This is a genomic window from Photorhabdus laumondii subsp. laumondii (genome assembly GCF_003343245.1).
Taxonomy (GTDB): domain Bacteria; phylum Pseudomonadota; class Gammaproteobacteria; order Enterobacterales; family Enterobacteriaceae; genus Photorhabdus; species Photorhabdus laumondii.
On the sequence record NZ_CP024901.1, the window covers coordinates 2,171,793 to 2,189,728 of the forward strand.

Sequence of the window (17,936 nt, forward strand, 5' to 3'; positions counted from 1 at the left end):
AATCCGCCAGTTAAATATATATCATTTTAATATGAGGAGTTGTCATGTCAAAAAACATTGAAATTGAAAATACATCTACAGAGTTATTTTATGATCTTGCTAAACGTTCATTTGAAGCAAGCTGGGAAGTTATGCAGGATATGTGTAGTGATAGCATTTCGCATCTTGTCGATGATGCTGATTTTATGAGTGCATTTATACGGCTCATGATTAATCATATTTGTCATAACTTTGACAAGTTTACTACGCAGGAAGGTAATCAAGGAAATATTGATGAGGTTAACTACGAGGAAATAGCAGAACGACTTGTACGTAATGATAGTGCTGCTGGCCTTTATTGCGGTACGAATACACCAGCTGCGTTTTATGGGTCTGAACAAAGAAGAGGCAGAGAAAGAGAGCTGTGAGACAGTATTAAGCCCCCTGGCGTGGAAATTACTGTGGTCAAAACAAGAAAAACGCCGTGTGCCGAAAAAAGCCCCGAGTTTGCATTGGGCCTTCATCAATCTGGGAAAACTGGCCGGCTGGTACGATTCCAAACGCACGGGTCGAGTCGGATGGGAACGACTTTGGGAAGGCTGGTTTCGGCTGCAAACCCTGATAGACGGCTATTTGCTGGCTAAATCAATTGATTTGGAGATCTGATCAAGAGACAGCTCGTAGAACAGGGCTTAATGGCCTTTGTTAAAGGCTGGGATAACAATACGCTTGGGATAACAGATGAAGGTAAACTAGCCAAAATCTGGGATGCCAAAGAAGGTGTTTGTATTGGTCGCCGGGTTGTTGATGAAGTGAAGGAATGGACTGAGCCGGGTAATGGTAATCAGAAAGTTGTCCGCGTCACCTATACATGGAAATTAACTGATGTTCCATCATGGGTGGACAAAAGCGCGTTCTCTGGTGTGAAAGGGATGAATGAACCTGCTGATGGTGCCATGAATCTTGTTAAAACCAGCAATGGTTGGAAAGCGAACTAAGGGGCTATCATGGAAAACAATACCATCAAGTGTCCTTTCTGCCTGCGAGAAAGCCAGCGAGGTGTGCATGTTTGTACCGGTTGTATGGCGACTGTTTTATATGGAGCCTTCCCCGGCTGGTATGCTGCCGTAGCTATCTTACTGTCCTTTGGCCTGTCTATACTGATTGGAATGTCTACAGGTACGGCGGGGGCTACTATCAGCCTGCCAATAATTTTTATTGTAGCTTTTATAGAAGGTAAGGCGATCTTCTCTGATAATGTTGTGTTCAGGCGAAGAATGTAATTTTTAGGGGCTGGTCAATAATATGTCCTGCCCCAGAATCTTACACATTTGGCACTGAAGATAGGATTGTTATTATCTCCTTAATGGTTGTATCAAGCTGTTCCATGAAATGTTTTTTTAGGGGCGGCATTCGAGGTATTTCTTTCGAGATTTTATTTTGTAACTCAATCCAAAACCCCTCTTCAACTTTCAGATAGTTACATGCTTTTAGACCGTTAAGTGTATCTCCTGATGTATAACGTTCTTTTATGATATAAGTGAAGTAAGATGTTATATGATTGCTTGATTGTAATAAGCATTTTACTAAGTCTTTAGCATTTAATTTATTGAAAAATGGCTTAAACTGATTTTCAGTATATAAAATATTGATCAGCTCATCCTTGTTTCCTTGCGCAAGGTATGTAAATATTTCATTTGCTCTGATGATTTCTGCTTGGTATTTTAATTTGTCAGAGATAGATTTACGTTCAGACTTGAGTAAATTAAATAGTTTTCTAAAGTCTTCATCTGAATCATTGTAGTAGCTATAGCCAGTATTGTTTCCAAATACTATATCTTCAATAGAGTGATTGTCCAAAATAGCCCAGTGATCTTTATAGGTTTTAATGTATTTATAAACTGTATCATTTATTTCATCGATTTCCTTACTAATTAGAGCGTTTTTTGAGAAGTAAATAATTAAGGCTAATTTATGTAAGTAAACCTGATGCTCTTCCTCCTGAAGAGAGTCGAACTCCAAAAGAAGCTGATTGGTAAGAGAGATAAACTGCTCCTCATTAAGTGTGTTAAAATTCCATAATTTGAACCAGAGGGGATGCTCATTGTTTTTTGGTTGTTTAAAATATACAAGTTCATCAGTGGCTGACTTTAAATTACTTGCATCACCTTTGAACAAAATATCAGCCCATAAATCACCGGTATACAAGTTTCTATAACTAATGTCATATTTATGAAATACATTCTTAGAACCATCGCTATTGGCTTTTTCACATTGGAATGGCTCATTATGTCTTAATTTTTCCTCGCTTAGCTCACCACTTTTCATTTCTAATGATAAAGCAAAGAAAACACGAATCAACAGCGATGAATACTCTTCATTTTTGAGTTGTTCTTCATCGATATAATTTGCAATGTATCCAAAATCTAAAATACTTTGCTTGAGTTTTCTGAGATTTGTATCCTCTGAGCGTATATAAATATTTTTAATGACATCTCTATGTCTTTTTAATGACTCACATTTTGATTGATCAAGGAAACCTTTCAAAACCCTATCAATATTATGCTTGATTTGAAATGTCTTACCGATAACTTTTTCTTTAAATTTTGAATAAACATCCTTAGTTTTATCCTCGTGTGATTTATCCTTTTCATATAGAATTTTTTCGTTAGCTATGAGAATGACTTTAACCTTTGAAATTTCGACAAGGTAATTAACATATCCCAGAATTTCCTTTAACGGGATATCAGTACGCTCAAGATCATCTAAAGCTATGATGATCTCTCCGCTATCCGTATTAGTAGAGAATATGTCGCTGAATTTTATTTTATCTAAACTTGCATTAATATCTATATCTGGTTTGCTATCGCCGTTTATATCTATCTTACAACCGAGTTTTAATGCTCCCTTTAGAATATTACCAGCTAACTTAGTATATCTGTGGCCTAATAGTGGGTGTAATGATTGAAAAATCATTTCATCAATACTGGATGTGGTTTTAAATCCGAATAAACTTATTTTTATTATTTTATTTCCAGACTGATTATCAACGGCGTTTTCATTATATTCCTTTATAAAACTTTCTATAAAATGGGTTTTTCCCGCTCCCCACCCGCCAGTAATCATGAAAGCATACTCTGGAGCACTTGTATTTAAATAATAATTTAGATTGTCAATTATATGTTTATTAAGTTCCATTTTTTACAAACCATTCACTGTTGAGTAATTTTTATATTTTATATCAAAAATGTTTGATTGTCATTTGTTCTTAATGATATTAGAGCTTGATGGCTTGAGTTTAAGAAAGTTTACCCCCTTAATTAGTTCGAGTGGTAATGAAGGTGACGTCCCATTATCGTAATCACTAACGGATTTAACGCTATTAATACGACTTGGGAAACGGCTGATCTCATCCGGTGTTGGCTTATAGTCATCGTGGTTAAACTTAGCTTGTTTCTCATATTCACTACGTGAAACACGACGGCCTAATACCTCATCAAAGACATAGTTTTCAGCAATACGTTTATCATGTTCTTCACTGATAATATCAACTTTAGTTTTGTTCGTTTTAGCCCATATAAATTTATCTCTGATAAAATCAACTAAAAGAGCAGTGAAGCGTTTAAAGATATTATCCTGACGTGGAGTAGCCTGTATCCTTTTAACATGTTCAGGGGCGATTCTGGATGGCCTTTTTGGGGTTTTAGAAGAGGTTGTTTTCAGAAGAGTATTTGTTCCAGAGTCAGAAATACTTACATATGGCTTCTTAGCAGCAACGACCTTACTGATTTTTGTTTTATCACGGTAAGATTTAACACCTCTGGCTCTTGTATGAGGAGCCGGAGCGACCAGAACAGGTTTCAGTTCTTCAGCGTTCAATGAACAGGTACGGGATTCAGGTAATACAATTTCTTCTGGTTCAGCAAGAACAGCTACAGTAAAGCTTCTGACGTCAACGACGATTTCAAGATCAAGTTCACTGAATGTTTTGTAGACTTCAACGGCTTCTTGCTTGGCAGCATCACGAACAGCCTGTTCTGCGGCTCTTTGTTCCTGAGCTGCTTTACTACGCCATTTAGCACTGTGGATACGCTTCATAGAAGGGCGGTTTGTTTCGGCGGATTTAGCAAGCCACAGCGCTTTTTCTTCATTATCTAAAGCTACTGCTGCTTTTTCCAATGCTTCCTCGTGCTGGGCCTGAAGGGAACGATGATCAATACGTTCTGATGAACCAGCAGCAGCAAGGAAGCTGTTCGCCATCGATGCCCATGATTCACGCCACAACACAGACATTTTTCTGTCGTTCCAGCTTCTTTCTTTTTTACCAAAACCTTCCGGGCCAATGGTTTTTAATGTCAACATAACGTGAGCGTGGGGGTTATCACTATCAAGATCATGGAAAGCGATATCAGCAATCATGCTTTTATCAACGAAATTTTTCTGACAATACTCAAGGACAAGTTTTTTCTTATCATCATTGTTTAACTCGGTAGGAATAGCAACATCGAAATAACGAGCTGTTTGTCCGTTATTTTGACGTTCAACTCTTTCAACTTCATTCCACAATGCCGTGGAGTCCTTTACGATATGTTGAGGAGCATTAACGGGGGCTAATATGAAATGCCCGCATAAATCAGTACGGCGGCTATAATCATAGGTATCACCTGTTCTTTCATCTGTGATTCTGCAACGGGCATGATAGGCAGCTTTAGCAACGGAAGACTTGCCTTCAGAGCGTTTCACAATTTTAAAATCAAGATGAAAAATAGCCATGCAATATAAACAACCTCATATAAATTTAAATATCAAACCAAAATATAAATCTCCAATGCGACTATGCAGGTTTTAGTTTTTCGTAAGAAAAACTCTGGTGTTGACGTTGACCTTGCTTTTAGCCTGCGGCAGGCAACCGTCGGTAGACCCCACACGCTCACGAAGTGAGTGTATAGGTGGGCATTGCTTTATTTTTATATCTCCTAAAGAAGCTAAAAATAACGACAATGTAAAAAGTTTTTCTATGCTTAAATAATAACGCTAGTTTTAATGTCTGTGAAATTAATAGGGTAGGAATCGGACGAACGGCAGAGGTAGCGTAGTTATATTGGGTCTCTGAGAGCGCCCGCGAGGGCAAAAGTAGTGTTTTCTTTCCCGCCGTAAGGCGGGAAAGCGTAAATCAGATGAAATAGTGAAAATAACTGATACTTTTATGTGCTGCACAATTCACAGGTTAAAGTCAGAAAACAGAATATAAAAACAATAGATGAAATTGTTTTCATTAATTTGATAAAATAAGTAACGCGGAGAGTATCAGACATTCAATGTTAGTGGTTGCACTCGTTTGTGTTGCATAATTTTATTTTGAGCTTACTGATATCTCATTTTTAAAACCAAAACACCATTATTTCGGGATAAATCCCATCATTAACAGGGTAAGCCTGTCAGCAGGTGATTGTTTAAAACAATCTTACAGAGCTGCTTCATTATTTATAACACATCATTGTCATATTATTTGACCTTTTCATTTTTTAATTGTATTGCAATGAGTAATCATTGAACAACAAAAGGAAAAATAAATGACATATAAATACATTAACTTCATGGGGCTGGATTTCAATAAGATAGCGGAGATGAAAAAATCGTTCACTGGATTTGAAAAACGAATACAAATCAACAATGATGACTTTGACGATGAGCTATTCTATTTTTGTTGCTTTATGGATTACTTTCTTGAACGCCATGACAGCGTATCTTTCCCTGCTTATTATAAATTTTGCGTGTCTCTGGATGCTTACCTGTATTCACTCATGTATCTCGGAGAAAACATCTCAATGATGAACTTAATCGGTTTCTTTCCCGGCAAACTGTTCTGGCATACCGTTGATAATGGAAATGATGATGTTTTTTGTATACTTCTTTCATTTTACATGAATGAATGGAAAAAAGGGAAGAATTCTGATGAGTAAACAGGGAGATATTAAAAGCAGAAAACCACGAATAGAAAAAACAATTAAACAAAAAATAGCTTCGGCACAGATGCATCTGAATCGACTTAAGAGCAAAGAAAAATCTCTGACCAAGAGTGCTGAAACACGTCTGAAGATTATTTTAGGGGCAGAAGTGGCTAAAGCTGTTGGCTGTAAAGTAGAAGATGTCGATAAGGAGTTTGTATTGGGAATGTTATTACAGGCTTCGAATATTAATGTGGAGGCTAAAGCAAGAATTAAGTTACGAGGAAAAAGATTTCCTGAGGATATGGTGGGAAGGCAGGAATAATATACTCATAAAAGCGATGTGGGATAAATATTTTTTGATCCTCCAGATTTTTATGGGGGATTAAATTTATCCAGAGTAAGCGATTATGATAATCTTTTATTTAAATAGATAAATATATTTGACAATTGATATTTAATGTTATAATTAGTAAGTGTTCCTTGAGAACATTCACTTCAACGAAGTGTCTGATTGCCCCATATATGGGGAGTGGTTTACAGCCCAATGGGCTGATTGAGTTGCCCCAAGTGTGGGGGTATGTATTCTGCCCAATGGGTAGTTCCCTTAAAGGGAAAACAAAGGGCCGTATGGCCCTTTTGCTTGTGTATTTGTCTAATTAATCACAACTTACTTCACTTAGTTCTTTGGCTATGAACATAAACTCTGCACGATGATTTTTATCTTTAGATATGTATATCTTTCCGTCTACATCAGCAATAATGAATAGTTTTATCTTGCTTTTGTCTTTCTGTATTATAACTAACCTTTCAGGTATGGAGTATTTCACCAGATCCTTTTCGTGATAACATTGATTAACATAACCTAACCCGATCATATTCGCTATTTTTTCTGATACACCTGTTGAAAATGCTGTTGCAATATAAAAAACAATAAGCAAGGAGAAAAAAACGTAACACCATATCCTATTCTTTTGATCTCGATTACGTTGATGTATGTCTGCTAATCCAATAATCGCCAATGTAACGATAATAACAAATATTGAAAGAGCTTGAATAATACTAATAAAAGAAAAATTTGTTTCTATATCAAAGTTCAGTGTAATGGAAAGAAACCCAAACATAGCAATGCTTATTGCTAATAATAATACCGTATATAAAAATAACTTTAATGTGACGGCTATTTTCTTATAATGAAAGGGTTTTGTTATCGCTAAAAAATGAAGAGTAAGTACAATTATAACAACTAATGAAACTCCGACATAAAAATGGTAAAATGCGAATGAAGAAGCTACTCCACATGATGTGAAGTATAATAAATATATTAATTTTCTTCTTTTTATCCCCTTTATCTTTTCTTTGACTAATATATCATAATAGAGGCATCGGGCAATTGCTGGAGATAAGTTGAATGATATTAAAAAACATCCAACAATAAAAAGTATTATAAAAAAAGATAATGCACCTGTACTGATGAGTAAATTTGATTGTATCAGATCAATAAACTTCACACCGTGGGTGCGTGCATAGCTAAAGAGGAACCATGCTCCTGAAAACGTACACATAAAAATTATTAGAGTTATGATTTTTTCTATGTTTTTTAATCCCAAGATGGATTGTTGTTTTATTTTGTTTAACACTTTGTTATCCTTTTCATGGGTTTTATCTGGCAGAGATCTTTTCCCCGATTGACAGTTAAACTATGCTTTGAAGAAACAATTGTAGCAGTGGTGTTTCTTTAATGACAATATCACCTTTCACCGTCAAAATACTTCTTTCGATTAATGGTCGTAGAACCTCAAGGATTATATGCCTTCTAAAAATAAGATGGCGATGAGGTAATTGAATGGTTTTCTTATTGGCAATTGCTTCTGCTTCTAAAGATATAAATTCAGGATCGAGAGGTAGGATGTCACTCATTTCATCAAATATGTTATAAACTGTAATGCTGCTTCCAGTTGATACATTATCTATTATATTAAGCATGATGCTTATTACTAAAATTGACCATCTCTGGAACATCCAAAGGCTGGGTGATTCTTTCATTTCTTTGAGCATTTTAGGTAATTTTGGCCACTTCCTCTGTATGCTTGGTGTAAATAGATCATTGCTTATAAGCCATTTACTCCATGTGTTATAGTCTCTATTGAAGAGTTCATCTGTCATGTCTAAATACTCATATGAGCGATTTTTTAATCTATTGCTCATATAAATTGTTAGGGATTTTATATGTATATTTTCTTTACAGGTTTTAATAAATTGAGACCGTACTCGTGATTTTTCTTTTTCAATAGACGGATGTTTCAACCAGCGCCATTGCGGTTTGTTACTATCTTCAGGATAGAATCTAATAATTACACTTCCATCAAATTCATCCATTAGATTCAAATTAAAATAACTTAGTAAATATATTATCCATATATGAAATTCTTTCCCTTTATGCAAGATGTCTCCACGCACGATAAAACCACCATCGGTTTTTTGTATAAGCGATAGCTTATCAACGGTACGATTCCTCTTTGCGTACAGACAGAAGTTTTCAGTAAAAACCTCATTAGATTCTTCATAAGATATACTGTCGTGAATACTTGGCAGGAATACGGTTTTATTTTTCATGGTTTTATTTATTGAATTTATTGTGTTTTTTAATCTTCTTGAGCGCCTCTCATTTATTTCTTTTTCGACAGCTAACTCATGACATTCAATCGCTTTAATACTCTCAGAGTAATAAAACCATTCATTGGGGACTTGATTGTTTTTAATACGTTGATGCCATTCTTCTATCTCGATATCTTCAGAGTATTCGAACACTAACTCTACTGAATTTATTTTGTTATTTTTAAAGTAACGTACCTTTTCAGGTTCGCATTTATGTGTTACGCAGATCTCCACGATGTATAATCCAGTGTCTGTGTTAAGGCAGACATCTGATACATAGTTTCCAATTCGGTGTTCTAAAGTTGCGGATAAAATTTTGGTTTTTATTAGTGGTGTTTTTAGCGTGTGGTTCTTATACGCAAAAGTCAATTGAGGTATTGTTAATACATCTAAGCGAAGGAAAAAATGTTGCATTGCTAAATGCAGCTGTGTCATTCGGCAAGCACGATTCTCAATAAGGTTTCTATGAGCGAAATGATGTTTTTTTAATTTTCCTCCATTGCGAGCTATTAATTCATCATTGCATGACTTACATATGCAATTACACTTAGCCCCGTTAGGAACATCATCAATATGCATGATCTGTTTTGTTTCTTTTTCCACAGCATATTCAATGATCAACACAAACTCCATTTCTTTACTATGACTGACATGTCTAGATTAAATCCTTGTATTGTGTATGTCTACTGCATAAGGCAACGCGATCCTTAGCTTTCAGGTCGTTACTTGCTGCGAGCAAACTTAGATAGCCTGACCATGTCATTAATATTGGCACCTAAATAGCTGCGCGGGATAGCAATCCATTTAGAGCGTAAGGCATTGGTGCTGTTTTCTCTGTCTACCACGCTGTATCAGGTCTACGATGTATGCCTTTACGCAACATGTTACATGCCAGTCAGCGTAAGTGTAGCGGTATTAGATACAGCTATTTAGATAACAAGTCCACCACTGCAACATCAGGAGGTGCTGATCAAGATGTTTGCCTAAGAGTGTAAGTAATGTGAACGCTGTTGTCTTACTTATTGCATATCTGAATGATTTTTACTTTTCATATAACTATATTGCATAATGAATTACCTATTGACCTGTCAATGCAACCATATAACCATCAATATTGATCCCTGATAGTCATCATCATTGTCTTTATCACTCGATTACCGACACGAGCATGAGATGCTGGTAGCATATGTTGAAAAAAATGCTGGCTCTGTTTATCTGCAACGCTCTGTGCTGTGATAGCTCTACTTCAGAGCGGGCTAAGACCACGATTTTATAGACTTTTTGCCCTTCCTAAATTAGATTGGTTAGAAAAGTCAGTAGCGATTCATTAAGTAAGGGTGGGGTTTTCAATGGAACGTAATGTTTTGGGTCATGCTCAAAGAGAAATTTCAGGAGCAACCACATTCGGAAAATATGATTTTCAATATCATTGGGCCTTATGCAGAATAATTGAAAAGCATAAATCAAATTCTGACTATGCATTATTAATCGAATATCATGAGGATGTCGTTATCGCAGACTCATTGTATGGAAGTTCGGCAAAATTTGAATTTTTTCAAGTAAAGAATACTGGAAAACCTTTCACTTCTGACGCCTTAACCAAACGAGAGCAAGGTGCTGAGGGAGCTAAGAGTTCCATTCTAGGTAAGCTATTAAGCTCATGTATTGGTACAGACTATGAAGCACGCATTACGGAAATCGGTCTTGTGTCCTCAAGTGGTTTCTCATTTGAACAAAGAGATAAGAAGTTAAAATTAGACATTATAACTTCAGGTGATCTTAGTGTAGATTGCTTATCGGGGTTAACTGAAAAATTAAAGGATGAGCTTGGAATAGCTCTCTTGCCAGAAAATCTAAAATTCATTGTTCCAAAAATAAAATTAGAGAACCAAGAAGAGTTTGTCATTGGTAGATTTGCTGAATTAGTAAATGAAATATTTCCAAATAGTCATTGTAATGCCGTTAATATTTATAGAGCAATAATCGATGAAATTCATCGCAAAGGACAGAATACTTACGATTTTACTGTTTGGGAGAAAATGGTAGAGGATAAATCTCTCACATCTCATAAGGTAAAGGATGTTATAGCTGTTAACACAACAAGCCCAAAATTTGAAGACTTTGAGAAAGACTTTGAGTACTTAGCTAAAAATGATATGAAATGGAACACCTTAACTTATCGGAAGATTAATAAAAAAATAAAACAACTTTTCTTGCGCCGAATCGGACATTTGTCGGCTTTTGATATGAATATAATGAGAATAGTCCAGCAGGCGCTAAGTAGTGTCCCAGAAGAAGACTTTACAGAAACCCGTGATTACATTGAGTCAGTTATTGTAAAAGCTCAAGAACTTAATATTGAAGATCAAGTACCAGAACATGACGATATATTATGCGAGATAGTTTATAGCTTTTTAAAGGTGATGCATGAATAATATTGGAAGTAATAAAGAAAACTATAAATTATTAATTCGGAATTTAAGGAACAAGAAAAATGAGAAGCTTGAAATTTCAACGATTAGTTCTGATATCAGATTCGAAAAGACTTGCGAATCAGTTCTCGTTCCAGAAAAGATTGAATTTAATTACCGGAAAAGATAACAGTATTGGCAAGTCCACTCTAGCAAAAAGTTTACTGTGGTCTTTAGGATGCGATCCTGTTTTCGATGAAGAATGGAAATCAAATGACATTAAATCTATTTTATATTTTACTTTAAATAACAAAGAGTATTTTTCATGTCGAGGAAGTCACTCAATAATTTTGGGAGCTATCGGTGATGAAGCTCAAAGATATATAAATATAACTGGTGATTTTTCGAAAGGCTTCTCGGATCTCGTCAATTTCAAAATGAAGCTTCCTAATCGTGGTGATGGAAACTTGGAGACACCTCCTCCAGCATATTATTTTTTACCATTCTATATTGACCAGATAAAAAGCTGGAGTTCACCTTGGAATTCATTCGAGAACTTAGGGCAATATTCCAACTGGAAAGGTCCATTAATCAAATACTTTACTGGTTATCTTAAGCCTGAGCATTTTGATATTGAGGAAAACATTTATGAATATAGTGAAATCAAAAAAGAATCAGCACATAAAATAGAAAAATTTCAAAGCGCCGTTGAAGTTATAGTTGATAACACGGTTGATTCCCCTATAACTTTAGATAATAATGACTTCATTAAGATTCAGAATGAAATAAAAAATGAACTTTACGACTTGATTGATTACCAAACAAGACTTTATGATGCTCAGGCTACGATCACTTCAAATATTTATGATCTCGAAAGTCAGTATGCGTTAGCCATTACTTCTGCAAACGAACTCGAGGCAGATTATAAATTTGCGGTAGAATCCATACCTACTGATTATTTAGAGTGTCCATTGTGTGGGACTCTTCACGATAACTCACTACCTAACAGAGCGTTGCTTCTTTCAGAAAAGGACTCATTGCTTAATGAGGCAAATTCAATAGCATCTAAAATAGTGGAACTCAAATCTTCATTGAACTCATTAAATGAGGACGCTCAGTTTATTACTAACGAAATCGAAAGAATAAATAATAAATACATTACAGACGACGATGCGGTTAAAAAAGGTCTCATTGCTCAAGTAATCGATACTCTATCTACTGAAAACGTCTCAAAAAATATTCAAATTAAAATCGATAATGAAGACCTTAACATCAGCAAGGCCAACAGTTCCATCAAGGAATTAAAAAAGGACCAGAAAAAACTTCTTTCTACCAAAGAAAAGGAAGAATTGAACTCGTCCTTTATGTCAAAACTGCTGGCAAATATTGAAGCACTGGGTTCGACAGGAATAAACCTTAGCAAAGTTAAATCACCCACTGATTACAAACAGTTGCTTGGTGGTGGTGCTGCTGAGGCTGCTAGAGGATTACTTGCTTATCAACTCTCTGTACTGCAACAAATTCATGGTGCTAAAACTTGCGTAGTGCCTCCTTTCGTCATCGATACGCCCAACCAGCAGGAACAGGCGGGATACCGTTATGAAACTGTCATTAAAGAATTAATGCGTAGCGTTCCTCAGGATTATCAGATAATACTGTGTGCAATGGAGAATGATGCATTAAATGAATTTAAACATGATGCTAATGTTATTGTGTTAAATTCAAATAGACTTCTAACTGCTTCACAATACGATTCTTTGAGGTCTGAATATAAATCTATTCAGGCAATAGTTACAGATCAAAGTGATAAGGAATAAATAAGGTTAGCTACTCAATCTTCATTTTAGATAATACAAAATAGAGGTAAAGTATGATGGAAGGCCATCCTTGGCCTCTATTTCTATCTTCTTTGAGTAAACTCAAATGGCCTGACCATACCGTTATGGTTTGCATCAAGGAAATCAGCCCACCATTGGAGCATCAGGCGGCGCTGTTCGAGGTGTTTTGCCTTGTGGGTATAAGCAGCACGGACGCTGTTGCTTTCCTTATGGCTCATTTGAAGCTCCACAGCGTCTTCTGACCACAAACCTGACTCAATTAAGGCACTACAGGCCAGCGTGCGAAAACCGTGTCCACAGATGTCCTGCTTCGTGTCATAGCCCATATTGCGAAGGGCTTTGTTGATGGTGTTTTCGCTCATGGGCTTAAACGAGTCATAACAGCCAGTAAAGATTAATCCATCATCATGGCCTTCTTTATAAGTCAGTTGTCGGATCTCTTTCAGTATCCTCATGGCTTGCTTACACAAGGGAACGAAATGCTTACGCTTCATTTTGGCCCCACGAGTGGAATGTTTGACGTTTTCAATCGCTTCCCGCTGTTCGGGGATCACCCACAACTTACTTTTGAAATCAATTTCAGACCAACGGGCGAAACGAAGTTCACTGGAACGAATGAAAATCATCAGATTGAGCTGAATAGCCAGTATGGTTAACCTGCGACCTCTGTATTCGGCAATTTTTTTCAGTAGTTGAGGGATTTCTTCCAGCTCCAGTGCCGGGCGGTGTTCAGTCTGTGGTTTCTGAACAGCACCTTCCATATCATAGGCGGGGTTATGGAGTATCAGTTTTTGCTGTACGGCATGACGCAGGATCGCTGTAATGTATTGTTGAATGCGCATGGCAACTTCAAGATAACCAAGTGCCTCAACCTTTTTCACAGGAACCAGCAGATCGCCTGTATCCAGCTCGGCAACATCTTTGTCTCCAATCGCCGGGAAGACATAGGTTTCAAGGCGCTTCCATACGGAATCACCATAATCTTTTGACCATTTTGTTTTTGTGGCAAACCAAGCCTTAGCCACCATAGCGAAGCAACGTGTCTTATCACGCTTGGCCTTTAGCTCTTTAACCTCTGCCTGTAGGGTCAATACCCTGAGCAAGAAGCCTTCTGGCCTCATCACGGCGTTGTCTTGCATCAGCAAGTGAAACAGCAGGGTAAACACCTATAGAGAGGATTTTTTGCTTCCCTTCGAAGCGGTAAGCCATTTGCCAGTATTTGGAACCCTTCGGGGTAACGCGAAGGAACATACCAAAGCCATCAGTTAACTTGTATTCCTTCTCGAGGGGTTTTGCATTTTTTGCTTTAATATCAGTCAGTGACATGAAAACACCCCTCGATTGTTGGTAAAAGGCAAATCGAACCAGCATTACCAGCATTTTTACCATCAAAATGATATGGCTTCGAGAGGTTTTTAGTGAACGAGGGTGAACGACTGAAGGGGGATAACCAATTGATAGAAATGCAGAAAGCAGACGTCAGTGAACGTCTGCTTCCCTTAAATTGGCTCCCCCAACTGGACTTGAACCAGTGACATACGGATTAACAGTCCGCTGTTCTACCGACTGAACTATGGAGGAACTCCTTCACAACGGGGCGTATACTAGTGATATGCTTTGGCTTTGTCAAAGTAGAAAACAATAAAAAAAGTTTGTTTGCGGGCAAAATGCACTTGTTGTTATATTTTTATGCTAATCACTTGAGATTTGATGGAATTTTATTCCACTAACGTAAGTTGAATAGAACTACCGTGCTTATGTTGTGAGTAAATAGTTGGGAGAATTAAGTAGAGAAGTCAGAATAGCAAAAATCCCGCATTAAGCGGGATTTTCATAATTTGGCTCCTCCAACTGGACTTGAACCAGTGACATACGGATTAACAGTCCGCCGTTCTACCGACTGAACTATGGAGGAACTCCTTCACAACGGGGTGCATATTAACGATATGCTTTTGCTTTGTCAAAGCAGAAAATAACAAAAACGATCTGTTTGCTGTCAAACTGAACTTGTTGATCTATTTTTATGCCGAATAAGGCTTATTTGTTGGAGATGTATGCTATATACCCGTCATCTTTCAAGTTGCCTCTTTGTTGGCGGCACTTGCTCACCTCGGTCACATCGTTACCTATGCTCCCGGGGATTCACTCCCTTGCCGTCGCGATCCATCTTGAAATCCATAGGGTATGGAAGGAAACGGGTTGATTGGAATTGTTATATTATGTTGTAAGCAATTGGTGGAATTAGGAATGCAAAAAGCCCGCACTTGGCGGGCGGGCTTCTTATGAATTTGGCTCCTCCAACTGGACTTGAACCAGTGACATACGGATTAACAGTCCGCCGTTCTACCGACTGAACTATGGAGGAATTGTCCTTGACAACGAGGCGAATAATATCTGGGTATTTTGGGCTTGTCAAAGGGGAAAATTAAAAATTGAGTTTGATTGGTTAACTGATGTTCAATAATGATATTTTTTACCATTTTTTGATCAATTAAATTTTCAGCTCAAGGAATGCGAGAGTTAACTGATATTTATCCATGATAATTAGATGGTGAAAATATCATCTATATTTTTATTTAGGAAATAATTAATCATGAGCATTAAAAATATAATTAAATATATATTAGATAATTTTATTTTTGTGTTATTTATGATATTTTTATATTTCATGGTAATTTTCCTATTTTATCTGTTTTAATAGATCACTTATTGTATTTTGATATTTATTAGCGGATTTACTCGTCTATAATTATTAACTGAAAAAGTAATTTGTTATTTGATCTCTGATTTGGCAAACATGATGTTAATTCACGCCAAAACGAATGGTAAAGAGTTTGCCATTAATAATGAAATCTCATTTTCTGCTAGTATACTAAGATATTCTCGATCTAATAATATGTTTGTATAGGCATATAAAATGCAATAAAGTGAATAATAACTATTTCAGGAAGTATTTTAAATTAAATAATTGGTAAGGAGGTGAAAATAATTTTAAATATAAAATAAGTAAATAATATTTCCCCGAAAAGAGTGGCTAATTTTCTGGTGATTTTTATAGAATAGATGAGGAGAAGTCATGAAGTTTTTAATTAATACTGATGTAACTAACTGGGTTTCACATAAAGACTGGTTTAACGTTCCATTACGATTGTTTGTAGTTCTACAAGATGATGATGGTTCTGCATCATTAGAAAATTACAAAAGTAAAATCGTGGTGAATGGCTTGAATGAGGGCGAATATGAAATCGTAAATAACAATAACATATTTGATCCCATTAGTAGAGCATCTGAAATATTAGTAAAAATCAAGACAGATCAGAGGGTTAATGCTACAATCGGTTTTGATGCTGAAGTAACGGATGCGAGTGGTGGTGTGGTAGCGAAAGCCGCTCTGAGTCGATTTAAACTAAAGTCAGTAGGATTGGCAGCACCTGTATATCCGGCACATTATGATAATGTTATTAGCGGTGATGATATAAAAGCAGGAGTTAGAGTACTTTTTACTGATTCCAATATTTTAGATAAATATGAACTGAAATTTGTTTTTGATAATGATAATGTTGAAGTTGTTCCTGGTGTACAAAATAGCGGTGATATTCGTAGTTTGCCGGTGAAAAATGATCTTCTTACTGAAGGCAAGCATGATAGCCTTTATTATACTATTAGCGAAAGCGGTACTGCTAGATTTTCTGCTATTCAACGTGTACTTGTAGAGCTTGATAAAGATTCTGCAACAGTCCAGGTGCGTCGTGATTTAGAAGTGCCTTATATTGAAGAGTATGATGAAAATAGGGGTCGACCGATTGGTGAGAGTATTATTGATTATGATATCAATATTTTGGTCAACGATGTAAAACTTAAAGATAAGGAGTTGAAAAAAGGTACAGTACATATAAGAGGGTATTCTGCTGACAATCGAGATACAGGGGAATTAGTATTAAAGATAGATTCTTTACAAGGTAGTGAAGATAATATCTTCCGGTTAGCTGTAATTAAGCCTGAAGAAAATGCTGATGGTCAACCGGGTGGAGTTGATTTCTTTAATTATATAGGTAATGGTCAGGTAAAAATTCACTACGAAATATCATTTGTTGGTGAAGTGAATGTATTGCATAAATCTAAAGAGAAGGTTTATAAGGTAGTTCTGGACTGATTATTTTGGTGCTGGCAAATGTGCTGTTGCTTACATAGAAAAAAGCCCAATAAGAATTGGGCTTTTCTGCATGCTAGCCATATTTTTGTATACTGGTTATTTCATGCGTCCTAGAGATTCTCTTTAGCATCTCCAGGCTTGAATTTGGCTCCTCCAACTGGACTTGAACCAGTGACATACGGATTAACAGTCCGCCGTTCTACCGACTGAACTATGGAGGAATCGTTCTTGAGAACGGGGCGAATATTAGCGATCAATTGAAAAGCTGTCAACGCAAAAAAGCTTACTAGTTTGTTATTTGCTTGCCATATGAGCGCATTGTCTTATAACTATGCTATTTTACTGAAATTGAGTACTTTTGTTCATTATCGGCTATGCATCATCGGTAACGATGTTGCTATATGTGATTGTTCAGGAAATGCCATGATATAAACATCATAAAAATGAATTTCACCTTTCATTTGTATAATGCGCTTGATTTCATCTTTTATTGTCAATGGAACATGAGGGTGGGAACAAAGCTCTTTGATTGCACAGTCTGAGATTTTTTCGCTGACGAACCATTCGCCGTTGTAACATACCCGTAGATCAAGTACGCCGATATCATCAAACCGATACACAGGTTTGATTTCGAGTAATAAAACCGCCGACATAATAATGAAGAGTACTGTAAAAGCTAGCAGTGAAAGTAAACTAAAATAGGGGGCGTACCAGATAAGTGCAGCGAGAAACAGATAGGATACAAGCATAGCCAGGCAGAGATAAGGATGGTTACTGATGAATTGGCTGTTAAAACGGGGTTTACCATCACGTTGTTCTTCGATGTTGATTCGTTCAAGATCCTGAATCAGTATCTGTTTAATGATATTCATATATTGACCTGATTAAGCAAAGGAAAAGTGAAATATTTTCATAAATATATTGTTCTTAAGGTTAGCATGGGGGAGGT

12 protein-coding genes, 4 tRNA genes and 3 pseudogenes are annotated in these 17,936 nt (G+C 36.5%); 9 read left to right on the top strand and 10 right to left on the bottom strand.

The annotated features are described in order from the left end of the window. Positions 1-44 precede the first annotated feature (44 nt). The 4 genes and pseudogenes from PluTT01m_RS09445 (at position 45) to PluTT01m_RS09460 (ending at position 1,262) form a co-directional block, all read left to right on the top strand. Complete coding sequence (locus tag PluTT01m_RS09445) at positions 45-407, top strand: hypothetical protein (protein ID WP_232507910.1); 363 nt, start codon at positions 45-47, stop codon at positions 405-407. Next, a pseudogene (locus PluTT01m_RS09450) lies at positions 307-645 on the top strand (IS4 family transposase); the annotation flags it as partial. The gene PluTT01m_RS09445 and the pseudogene PluTT01m_RS09450, both read left to right, overlap by 101 nt. Positions 646-659: 14 nt before the next feature. Then, positions 660-977, top strand: a pseudogene (locus PluTT01m_RS09455) (hypothetical protein); the annotation flags it as partial. A 9-nt stretch (positions 978-986) separates the two neighbouring features. After that, a complete protein-coding gene (locus PluTT01m_RS09460) occupies positions 987-1,262 on the top strand; it encodes a membrane protein (protein WP_041380036.1) in 276 nt (91 codons plus the stop codon). 40 nt (positions 1,263-1,302) lie between these two features. Here the strand turns inward: PluTT01m_RS09460 and PluTT01m_RS09465 are convergent, their stop codons facing one another. Together PluTT01m_RS09465 and mobQ are read right to left on the bottom strand one after the other, a co-directional pair. Further along, positions 1,303-3,177 carry a KAP family NTPase gene (locus PluTT01m_RS09465; protein WP_011146101.1) on the bottom strand — a complete coding sequence of 625 codons (1,875 nt, stop codon included), beginning with the start codon at positions 3,175-3,177 and terminating at the stop codon, positions 1,303-1,305. Positions 3,178-3,237: 60 nt separating this feature from the next. Then, positions 3,238-4,752, bottom strand: coding sequence for a MobQ family relaxase (gene mobQ, locus PluTT01m_RS09470; protein WP_011146102.1), 1,515 nt, complete (start codon positions 4,750-4,752; stop codon positions 3,238-3,240). An 800-nt stretch (positions 4,753-5,552) separates the two neighbouring features. Here mobQ and PluTT01m_RS09475 point away from each other — a divergent pair. Together PluTT01m_RS09475 and PluTT01m_RS09480 are read left to right on the top strand one after the other, a co-directional pair. After that, positions 5,553-5,942, top strand: coding sequence for a hypothetical protein (locus PluTT01m_RS09475; RefSeq protein ID WP_011146104.1), 390 nt, complete (start codon positions 5,553-5,555; stop codon positions 5,940-5,942). Then, positions 5,935-6,252 carry a conjugal transfer protein TraD gene (locus PluTT01m_RS09480; protein WP_011146105.1) on the top strand — a complete coding sequence of 106 codons (318 nt, stop codon included), beginning with the start codon at positions 5,935-5,937 and terminating at the stop codon, positions 6,250-6,252. The genes PluTT01m_RS09475 and PluTT01m_RS09480 overlap by 8 nt, the downstream gene beginning before the upstream one ends. Positions 6,253-6,586: 334 nt before the next feature. Here the strand turns inward: PluTT01m_RS09480 and PluTT01m_RS09485 are convergent, their stop codons facing one another. Both PluTT01m_RS09485 and PluTT01m_RS09490 read right to left on the bottom strand, forming a co-directional pair. Further along, entirely contained in the window at positions 6,587-7,567 is a 981-nt protein-coding gene (locus PluTT01m_RS09485; RefSeq protein ID WP_011146107.1) for a hypothetical protein, read from the bottom strand. Positions 7,568-7,622: 55 nt separating this feature from the next. Continuing rightward, positions 7,623-9,209 (bottom strand): competence protein CoiA family protein, encoded by a 1,587-nt coding sequence (locus tag PluTT01m_RS09490; RefSeq protein WP_125043755.1) that lies wholly within the window; start codon positions 9,207-9,209, stop codon positions 7,623-7,625. Between the two features lie 725 nt (positions 9,210-9,934). Here PluTT01m_RS09490 and PluTT01m_RS09495 point away from each other — a divergent pair. Next, entirely contained in the window at positions 9,935-11,020 is a 1,086-nt protein-coding gene (locus PluTT01m_RS09495) for a DUF4297 domain-containing protein (protein ID WP_011146110.1), read from the top strand. Positions 11,021-11,079: 59 nt separating this feature from the next. Next, a complete protein-coding gene (locus PluTT01m_RS09500; protein WP_011146111.1) occupies positions 11,080-12,813 on the top strand; it encodes a hypothetical protein in 1,734 nt (577 codons plus the stop codon). 83 nt (positions 12,814-12,896) lie between these two features. Here PluTT01m_RS09500 and PluTT01m_RS09505 read toward each other — a convergent pair. From PluTT01m_RS09505 to PluTT01m_RS09520, 4 genes and pseudogenes are all read right to left on the bottom strand, one after another. Next, positions 12,897-14,160: pseudogene (locus PluTT01m_RS09505) on the bottom strand (tyrosine-type recombinase/integrase). A 179-nt stretch (positions 14,161-14,339) separates the two neighbouring features. After that, positions 14,340-14,415, bottom strand: a tRNA-Asn gene (locus PluTT01m_RS09510). 258 nt (positions 14,416-14,673) lie between these two features. Further along, a tRNA-Asn gene (locus PluTT01m_RS09515) sits at positions 14,674-14,749 on the bottom strand. A 374-nt stretch (positions 14,750-15,123) separates the two neighbouring features. Beyond that, a tRNA-Asn gene (locus tag PluTT01m_RS09520) sits at positions 15,124-15,199 on the bottom strand. A 711-nt stretch (positions 15,200-15,910) separates the two neighbouring features. On the opposite strand from PluTT01m_RS09520, the gene PluTT01m_RS09525 reads away from it, so the two are divergent. Next, positions 15,911-16,987, top strand: a complete 1,077-nt coding sequence (locus PluTT01m_RS09525) for a hypothetical protein (protein WP_011146112.1) — start codon at positions 15,911-15,913, stop codon at positions 16,985-16,987. 145 nt (positions 16,988-17,132) lie between these two features. Here the strand turns inward: PluTT01m_RS09525 and PluTT01m_RS09530 are convergent. Next, a tRNA-Asn gene (locus PluTT01m_RS09530) sits at positions 17,133-17,208 on the bottom strand. Positions 17,209-17,352: 144 nt separating this feature from the next. Continuing rightward, positions 17,353-17,859, bottom strand: coding sequence for a YlaC family protein (locus PluTT01m_RS09535; protein ID WP_011146113.1), 507 nt, complete (start codon positions 17,857-17,859; stop codon positions 17,353-17,355). Positions 17,860-17,936 lie beyond the last annotated feature (77 nt).

Excerpts from the sequence above, each read along its gene's own strand:
- PluTT01m_RS09480 (WP_011146105.1), top strand. The coding sequence starts at position 5,935 with ATGAGTAAACAGGGAGATATTAAAAGCAGAAAACCACGAATAGAAAAA.
- PluTT01m_RS09500 (WP_011146111.1), top strand. The coding sequence starts at position 11,080 with ATGAGAAGCTTGAAATTTCAACGATTAGTTCTGATATCAGATTCGAAA.
- PluTT01m_RS09465 (WP_011146101.1), bottom strand. The coding sequence starts at position 3,177 with ATGGAACTTAATAAACATATAATTGACAATCTAAATTATTATTTAAAT.
- PluTT01m_RS09525 (WP_011146112.1), top strand. The coding sequence starts at position 15,911 with ATGAAGTTTTTAATTAATACTGATGTAACTAACTGGGTTTCACATAAA.
- PluTT01m_RS09495 (WP_011146110.1), top strand. The coding sequence starts at position 9,935 with ATGGAACGTAATGTTTTGGGTCATGCTCAAAGAGAAATTTCAGGAGCA.
- PluTT01m_RS09535 (WP_011146113.1), bottom strand. The coding sequence starts at position 17,859 with ATGAATATCATTAAACAGATACTGATTCAGGATCTTGAACGAATCAAC.
- PluTT01m_RS09460 (WP_041380036.1), top strand. The coding sequence starts at position 987 with ATGGAAAACAATACCATCAAGTGTCCTTTCTGCCTGCGAGAAAGCCAG.
- PluTT01m_RS09445 (WP_232507910.1), top strand. The coding sequence starts at position 45 with ATGTCAAAAAACATTGAAATTGAAAATACATCTACAGAGTTATTTTAT.
- PluTT01m_RS09475 (WP_011146104.1), top strand. The coding sequence starts at position 5,553 with ATGACATATAAATACATTAACTTCATGGGGCTGGATTTCAATAAGATA.
- mobQ (WP_011146102.1), bottom strand. The coding sequence starts at position 4,752 with ATGGCTATTTTTCATCTTGATTTTAAAATTGTGAAACGCTCTGAAGGC.